Source organism: Streptomyces tricolor (genome assembly GCF_002155905.1).
Lineage (GTDB): Bacteria > Actinomycetota > Actinomycetes > Streptomycetales > Streptomycetaceae > Streptomyces > Streptomyces tricolor.
Genome location: NZ_MUMF01001077.1, coordinates 1 through 848 on the forward strand (window position 1 = coordinate 1; position 848 = coordinate 848).

The following is an 848-nucleotide window of genomic DNA, read 5'->3' on the forward strand; positions in this document are numbered from 1 at the left end:
GGCCCGTCCGGCGCACCGTCACCTCGCGGCCGTCGGCCGACCGGACGGTGACCGGCAGGCGCGGCTGCGGGGTGTCCGGCAGCGGCTCCACGCGGTCGGCGGCGGCCGTCGTGCCCGGGGTGCCGGCGCCACCGGCCGCCTCGGGGGAGCCGCCGCAGCCGGTGGCGCCGGCACCCCGGGCACGACGGCCGCCGCCGACCGCGTGGAGCCGCTGCCGGACACCCCGCAGCCGCGCCTGCCGGTCACCGTCCGGTCGGCCGACGGCCGCGAGGTGACGGTGCGCCGGACGGGCCGGATCGTCCCGCTCTCCGGCGGCCTCAGCGAGATCGTGTTCACGCTCGGGCTGGGCCGCCGGGTCGTCGCCCGGGACATCACCGCCACCTTCCAGCAGGCGGCGAAGCTGCCGGTGGTCACCCGCAACCACGACGTCTCCGCCGAGAGCGTGCTGTCCCTGAAGCCCGATCTGGTCCTCGCCGAGCAGACGACCGGCCCGGCGGAGGCCATGGACCAGATCCGCGCGGCCGGCGTCCCGGTCNNTGCGCGGCTCGGCCTCCGTCTACCTCATCGGCGGCGCGGACTCGGGCGCGACCTCGCTGCTGGAGGCCGCCGGGGCGGTGGACGCCGGGGCCGCGTCGGGGCTGACGAAGGACTTCACCGCCCTCACCAGCGAGGCACTCGCCCAGGCCGCGCCGGACGCCGTCCTGGTGATGAGCAAGGGACTGCGGTCCGTGGGCGGCGTCGACGGCCTGCTGAAGATCCCGGGCGTCGCCCAGACCCCGGCCGGCCTGGACCGCAGGGTCGTGTCGGTCGAGGACGGGGTGCTGCTGAACTACGGGCCGCGCACCGAC

1 pseudogene is annotated in these 848 nt (G+C 77.8%); it reads left to right on the forward strand.

Annotation, left to right across the window (positions count from 1 at the left end):
• Positions 1 to 64: 64 nt before the first annotated feature.
• A pseudogene (locus CCN44_RS47995) lies at positions 65 to 848 on the forward strand (heme/hemin ABC transporter substrate-binding protein); the annotation flags it as partial.